The sequence below is a fragment of the Sphingobacterium sp. UBA6317 genome, assembly GCF_002440385.1.
GTDB classification, from domain to species: Bacteria; Bacteroidota; Bacteroidia; order Sphingobacteriales; family Sphingobacteriaceae; genus Sphingobacterium; species Sphingobacterium multivorum.
On the sequence record NZ_DJTD01000003.1, the window covers coordinates 1 to 5,790 of the forward strand.

Consider the following 5,790-nt stretch of genomic DNA (forward strand, 5'->3'; position numbering starts at 1 on the left):
TCCACTTTTGGGACAGCACCACTGGCAATGAGTACCACTTTTTGACCAATAATACGAAGTGGAAGGCTTCTTTGGTGGCAAACATCTATAAACAACGCTGGCATATCGAAGTCTTCTTCAAGCATCTAAAGCAGCGCTTAAAAGTATCGACATTCATAGGGACTTCTGAAAATGCAGTGATGATCCAGATCTGGACTTCACTCATTGGCATATTACTGTTAAAATACTTACAAAAAAAGGCCAAATATGACTGGAACCTGTCCAATCTGGTCGCATTCATCAGAATGAATATCTTCGTGAAAATAAACATCTGGCAATGGATAGATGATCCCTTTCTCAGGCCACCTATAAAAGGAAAAAAGGGACAGCTAAAGATCTTCGCAGATTGAAAAATAGGGGTCAATATCGAAATGATGAAAAAAGCTATGCCTGTACCACAGAAATCCAATCCTAAAATTTATTTAGGACAGATGTGAATTATCATTTTAAATGATAATTCTCTTTCATTGATTAGTAAATAATGTAAGTAATCTAAAAATACCGTCCCATATTTATCCGCCAGATAAAGCATTATTTCTTCAAATTTCAGTTCCAAAATCTTTTGAGAGATAGATTGTTGCAAACCAAAAATCTGTTGGAGCGAATGAATATAATGGATGATAAAATTGTCTTTCTCTAAGAGGAAATAAGGTATATCCGTTATCATTTTATCTGAGGCATTCTGACTGAAAGAATGGGAATGTTTCAATAAAAAATCGGTGATGTTTTTATGAGAAAAGAAGAAGAGTAAACAACGGTATGAACTTACACCTACCAGTTCGGTAACCAAAACATTATTAGATGTGATAAGTAGCGATTGTGTTTCATTGATTGAAATGATATCATTAGAAAAGTGAATGTTTTTTTGACCATCCAATAAGAAACTGAATACATTTTTATTCAGGCCAATCTTGTTTCTAGAACCGTTCTTATACACTTCGTAAGTGAAAATTTGCAAATCCGCAGTATAAGTTTCGTTATGTTCCCATAGATCTTCGGGAAGGTTTGTAATGTCCATCGTCAAAATTAAATTGATTTTTTACGGAGTGTTCTTTGGTTGTGTCATTAAAAAATTCGTTCCAAAAGCGATTTTAGCCATTTGAGTTTTTTCTTGCTGTAAGGAGGGTGCTTGATAACGCCCTACCACCTGACGAATAGATAGCTCAAAAAGCTGTTGCTTTCTTTCATCCATCTTTTTCGGGAATATTTTTAAAAGTTTTTCCGAAACCTTTTCTGCAAAGTTATCTAAGCTTGTAAGGTCTTCTTTAGAAATATCCCAAAAACCTGCGGGAAGCCGAATCTCATCTTTTCCAAAATCTGTTCCGTTGTATCCGAGCCGGGAATCGGCACCGAGCAAGGTAAGACATACCATAAAAAGCTTTGTTTGGTTTTTGAAAATATACCGCCTTGCTTTTTTATTCAGATTAAATAATTCGGCTAACAATGGTTCCTGATCAGTACGGCTAAACATAATGTCCACTCTTCCATCGGGAAAAATAATGACTTCTTTATCTTCATCGGTATGATTGGCACATAGCAGGAAACTCTCCACAAAACCGGAGACCCATTTGTCAGGAAAAATTTTTATGTACTCAAAATCTTGCATCGTTTTTATGTGCATCTGACCTGGGAAGAAATATTGGATAATCTTAATCAATCTGTCAGATGAATTATATATGCAAAACTAACAAAAAAAAACAGTCTAAAATACACCACCACACCCGGCAAATGCTGAGTTGTAAATGGTAAATAAGAATGCAGCATAATTGGTAAGTTGGAGTGGTTCTTCACCAATTTTGATGCACTTAATAATTCTCTATAATTCATGTTAACTATTTTATTTTCAGCAAAATAAATCATTTTAAAGTTGTTTTGCTAATGCTTTTTTCGTATCTTAAAGAATTGATAATCAAACTCTTTAAGATTGAATCCATCCAATATTTTTAACTTAAAAATTGTAGGTTTATTTTATGGTGCCCGGAAAATTAAGATCTATCGCTCGGAAATACAAGGTACAACCATACGTCTATTTGCAAAAAGAACGGGAACACGCTCCAAATGCCCGAGTTGTATGAAAAGCAGTTGCAACGTGCGTTCCTCTTATGTGCGAACACTCGCGGACCTGCCCTGGGCAGCAATCGCAATTCTCATTAGGCTTGAGGTACGGCGCTTTGCCTGCAAAAATCCCTCCTGTGAAAGGCGGATATTTTCGGAACGGTGTGACGGCTTGACAGAGCCTTATTCCAGACGTACGATCAGGGCTTCAGAACATTTAAAGAAGTTCCTTCTTGAGGTATCGTCCAATAAAGTGGCCTATTTTTCCAGTAGAAGTCGTCTATGATAACCTCTTTCGTAAGTTATCGGCGGCATATGATAAAGAATATGAAATCGTCTTGTCTTGGAACAAATCTAGACAAGCAATTTATATAATCAGCCGATTAGAAGCTGAAGTAAATAATGGTGGTTATAACCAGTTTTATTTTAATTCAAGCGGTCAATTTGCTGCTGCGCTGCCAGAAGCGTTGAAATTAGTTGGTGCTACTAAATTTGCTGATCTGACCGAGCGAGCAAACAGCACATTTGAAAAGGAGAAATCGAAAATAACCGAAGCTCAGGATGGTACGGTAGAAGGTTTTAGTAAATCGTATGAGAACAATCCGTTAAACAAATTTGACGAGGAATTTTACAAACTTAATGACGTTGAAAACTTGCAAAAAATTCAGGTTGACTACATCCGAAAGAACAAAAAAGATTTTACTGATTAAATCCTATCTTAGTCCTATGCTGTACAATCCCTTTGAACAAATCACCAAAAGTTCGTTCCGCGAGCTCGTCGAGTCGGGCTACGCCGACTTTGTGCTGTAGCGCTTTGAGTGGCCCGATGTTAAGGAAAAGACAGGCTTTCTGCTCACGCCGTATGATGACAAGCAAGCCGCCGATCAGCATGCCCATCAACTGGGGGCAAAGGAGGGAAGAGCCTTGCAGTTGCCGAAGGATGCCCATAAGATCGAAAGCTTGTTGGAAACAGGATCAGGCTATCGGATCTTCCTCAATCGCATCAAGGAGGAGAATTGGGATAAGCGTATGCTTAAGCTCTACGAGAAAAATATTGTCAATTACCTGCGTACCAAGACCAAGTTTCAGCGCAAAAATCCCATCGATATCCTATTCTCCCTGGAATATGGTCGGGTAGTAGCGACTATTAGCGATGGACAGACCCAAAAGAAAGTATTTGCCATTGAGATCCTTCGGTAATAAGATCCTTTCCGTACTGCAAAGCACTATTTTCGTCAATTGATTTAACAGGACGTTATACAAATGAACTTCTGAGTCATATCATTAAAGAATTTTTATGTGTAAGTATGTAATCAATTTTGATTACATTTGTATTATGGAAAAAAGTATGGAACGTTTTAAAGGAATTCATCCAGGGCTTATCTTAGAAAGAGAGCTTAAGAGGCGTGCGATTAAGCCAAGTCCATTTGCCCGCTCTATAGATACACAAAGACAAATATTCAATGCAATCATAAAAGGTCAACGCGGCATTCCAGTACCTTTATCATTGAAAGTTGACCAGGCACTAGGATTTGAAGAAGGGACTTTTGCGTTGTTACAAACTTTTTATGAGATAAAAAGTGCTAAAACAAACATTGGAAATATAAACAAGCCAGATTTGACTATTTTGCGAAAAGTTCTTTTTTGGGACACTGATGTCAATAAAATAGATTGGGGAAAACAAGCTAAAACCGTAATTCATCGTATTTTCGAAAGGGGAAATCAAGAAGAGAAAAATGAGATACTAAGGTTTTATGGCAAGGAGCAAGTTCAGCAGGCTTTATCGGAACCAACAACAGCTCCAATGTTGTTGCATAAACATTAGTGCAAATAATTATGCTATATTATAATACTGTTAATGACCTATTAAGAGATACACTATTAACCCTAATGAAAGCGGATGTTTTTTCAACTTTTCGATTGGTTGGGGGAACTGCTTTAAGCTTGCATTTAGGCCATAGGGAATCTGTCGATATTGATCTTTTCTCGGATGTTCCATATGGTAGTTTAGACTTTGAGTCAATTGACAATTACTTGAAAGATACTTTTTCGTACGTCGATCACTTGTCCAATATTGCTCCCGCTATGGGAAAGTCTTATACGATTGGAAATGATAAAAACAACAGCGTTAAATTGGACGTTTTCTATGCAGACCCGTTCATTCAAGAACTTATCGAAGAAGATAATATTCGTTTAGCCTCAATTGAAGAAATTATTGCCATGAAGATCGATGTGATTCAGCGAGGAGGACGTAAAAAAGATTTTTGGGATTTACACGAGTTATTAGATAAGTATTCGATTTCACAAATGGTTGCATTACATGAAGAGCGATATCCGTTTTCTCACGATGAGAAAACGGTCTTGATTAACTTAATCAATTTTGAAAACGCCGATAATGACTTCGATCCTGTGTGTTTAAAAGGTAAATATTGGGAATTTATTAAAGCTGATTTTGAGGAAGTAATAGGTAAGATTTAGTTGTGGGATTCACACTGGGGGCAAAGGAGGGAAGAGCCTTGCAGTTGCCGCAGGATGCCGATAAGATCGAAAGCTTGTTGGAGACTGGATCAGGCTATCGGATCTTCCTCAATCGTATCAAGGAGGGGAAATGGGATAAGCGTATGCTCAAGCTGTACGATAAAAATATTGTCAATTACCTGCGTACCAAGACCAAGTTTCAGCGAAAGAATCCAATCGATATCGTATTCTCTTTAGCATATGGTCGGGTAGTGTCTACCATTACCGATGGACAGACCCAAAAGAAAGTATTTGCTATCGAGATACTTCGCTAATCGGATCCGGTCCGAACCAAAAAGCAGCCATTTTCTTGTCGTAGGGCAATCATTATTTACAGCACAAATTGCGTATATTCGTATCAAAGCCAAATAAAAAAAGGATACTTTCCCAAATATCCGATCCTGTATAAGGACAAGGATTCCAGCCAACTGGCCTTGACCGAGATGGAGTGGGGGGTATTACCTACCTATATTGACGATCCCAAGCTGCAGGCCGATCGCAGGCGTAATATGATCAATGTACGTAGCGAACGTATCCTGGAAGATAAAAAGTCCTATTGGTACCGTTTGCGCAAGCAACGTTGCCTTATCCCTGTGAGTGGTACTTTTGAACATCGTGCAGTGAAGGGCTGGAAAAAGAAAGTGCCTTATTTTATCGGTGAAGCGGGGAGAGAGCTATTCTATTTACCTGGTTTGTACCAGTGGCATGAGACGGTGGATGAGGATGGTGTAGTAGAACGCGTAGGTTCCTTTGGAATGCTTACACGAGCAGCCAATGAAGTAATGGCCAATATCCATAATGATGGGCCCAATAAACATCGTATGCCTTTGTTCTTACCGGAGGACCTCGAGCGTCAATGGATCGAGAACATTAACGAAGAAGATATCCCACCGATTTTCCTATTTGAAATGCCCAATGAAAAGTTGAAGCATTATCCGGTGTATACGTTGAGAGGATATCCAAACCGCCCGGATGGAAAGCATCGTTATGAGCAATTTGACTGGGAAGGATTGCCGCCGTTAGGGAGTGATACGGTGCAGACTTCGTTGTTTTAAATCAGTGTCCAATGGGAAGTTTAACAAAATATGTGTCAGATGATCGCCCAGAATTCGGCGTATTTATCGAAGATGACGATAAGGTCTGTTAAGCATACTTATGTATCCGTCCTACCAAGTACAT

At 38.6% G+C, this 5,790-nt stretch carries 11 protein-coding genes; 8 read left to right on the top strand and 3 right to left on the bottom strand.

From position 1 onward, the window contains the following. Positions 1-389 (top strand): transposase (locus B3E92_RS00410; protein ID WP_286894838.1); only part of this gene is annotated, 389 nt, incomplete at its 5' end. A gap of 68 nt (positions 390-457) precedes the next feature. Here B3E92_RS00410 and B3E92_RS00415 read toward each other — a convergent pair. Together B3E92_RS00415 and B3E92_RS00420 are read right to left on the bottom strand one after the other, a co-directional pair. Then, complete coding sequence (locus tag B3E92_RS00415; protein WP_286894839.1) at positions 458-1,057, bottom strand: hypothetical protein; 600 nt, start codon at positions 1,055-1,057, stop codon at positions 458-460. Positions 1,058-1,078: 21 nt separating this feature from the next. Next, entirely contained in the window at positions 1,079-1,645 is a 567-nt protein-coding gene (locus B3E92_RS00420; RefSeq protein ID WP_286894841.1) for a hypothetical protein, read from the bottom strand. Positions 1,646-1,963: 318 nt separating this feature from the next. On the opposite strand from B3E92_RS00420, the gene B3E92_RS24300 reads away from it, so the two are divergent. Next, complete coding sequence (locus B3E92_RS24300) at positions 1,964-2,380, top strand: transposase family protein (protein ID WP_376745395.1); 417 nt, start codon at positions 1,964-1,966, stop codon at positions 2,378-2,380. Further along, entirely contained in the window at positions 2,328-2,804 is a 477-nt protein-coding gene (locus B3E92_RS00425) for a DMP19 family protein (RefSeq protein ID WP_286894842.1), read from the top strand. Before B3E92_RS24300 ends, B3E92_RS00425 begins: the two co-directional genes overlap by 53 nt. Here the strand turns inward: B3E92_RS00425 and B3E92_RS00430 are convergent. Further along, on the bottom strand, positions 2,794-2,991 hold the full coding sequence (locus B3E92_RS00430) for a hypothetical protein (RefSeq protein ID WP_286894844.1): 198 nt from the start codon (positions 2,989-2,991) through the stop codon (positions 2,794-2,796). The genes B3E92_RS00425 and B3E92_RS00430 overlap by 11 nt on opposite strands. A gap of 27 nt (positions 2,992-3,018) precedes the next feature. On the opposite strand from B3E92_RS00430, the gene B3E92_RS00435 reads away from it, so the two are divergent. The 5 genes from B3E92_RS00435 to B3E92_RS00455 all read left to right on the top strand — a co-directional run bounded on the left by B3E92_RS00435 (position 3,019) and on the right by B3E92_RS00455 (position 5,666). Then, positions 3,019-3,294, top strand: a complete 276-nt coding sequence (locus tag B3E92_RS00435) for a hypothetical protein (RefSeq protein WP_286894846.1) — start codon at positions 3,019-3,021, stop codon at positions 3,292-3,294. Positions 3,295-3,430: 136 nt separating this feature from the next. Continuing rightward, positions 3,431-3,919: a helix-turn-helix transcriptional regulator gene (locus tag B3E92_RS00440; RefSeq protein ID WP_286894848.1), complete on the top strand. Its 489-nt coding sequence runs from the start codon at positions 3,431-3,433 to the stop codon at positions 3,917-3,919. Between the two features lie 11 nt (positions 3,920-3,930). Then, positions 3,931-4,572 carry a nucleotidyl transferase AbiEii/AbiGii toxin family protein gene (locus tag B3E92_RS00445; protein ID WP_286894849.1) on the top strand — a complete coding sequence of 214 codons (642 nt, stop codon included), beginning with the start codon at positions 3,931-3,933 and terminating at the stop codon, positions 4,570-4,572. Positions 4,573-4,574: 2 nt separating this feature from the next. Further along, entirely contained in the window at positions 4,575-4,886 is a 312-nt protein-coding gene (locus B3E92_RS00450) for a hypothetical protein (protein ID WP_286894850.1), read from the top strand. Positions 4,887-5,012: 126 nt separating this feature from the next. Further along, a complete protein-coding gene (locus tag B3E92_RS00455; RefSeq protein WP_286894852.1) occupies positions 5,013-5,666 on the top strand; it encodes an SOS response-associated peptidase in 654 nt (217 codons plus the stop codon). Positions 5,667-5,790 lie beyond the last annotated feature (124 nt).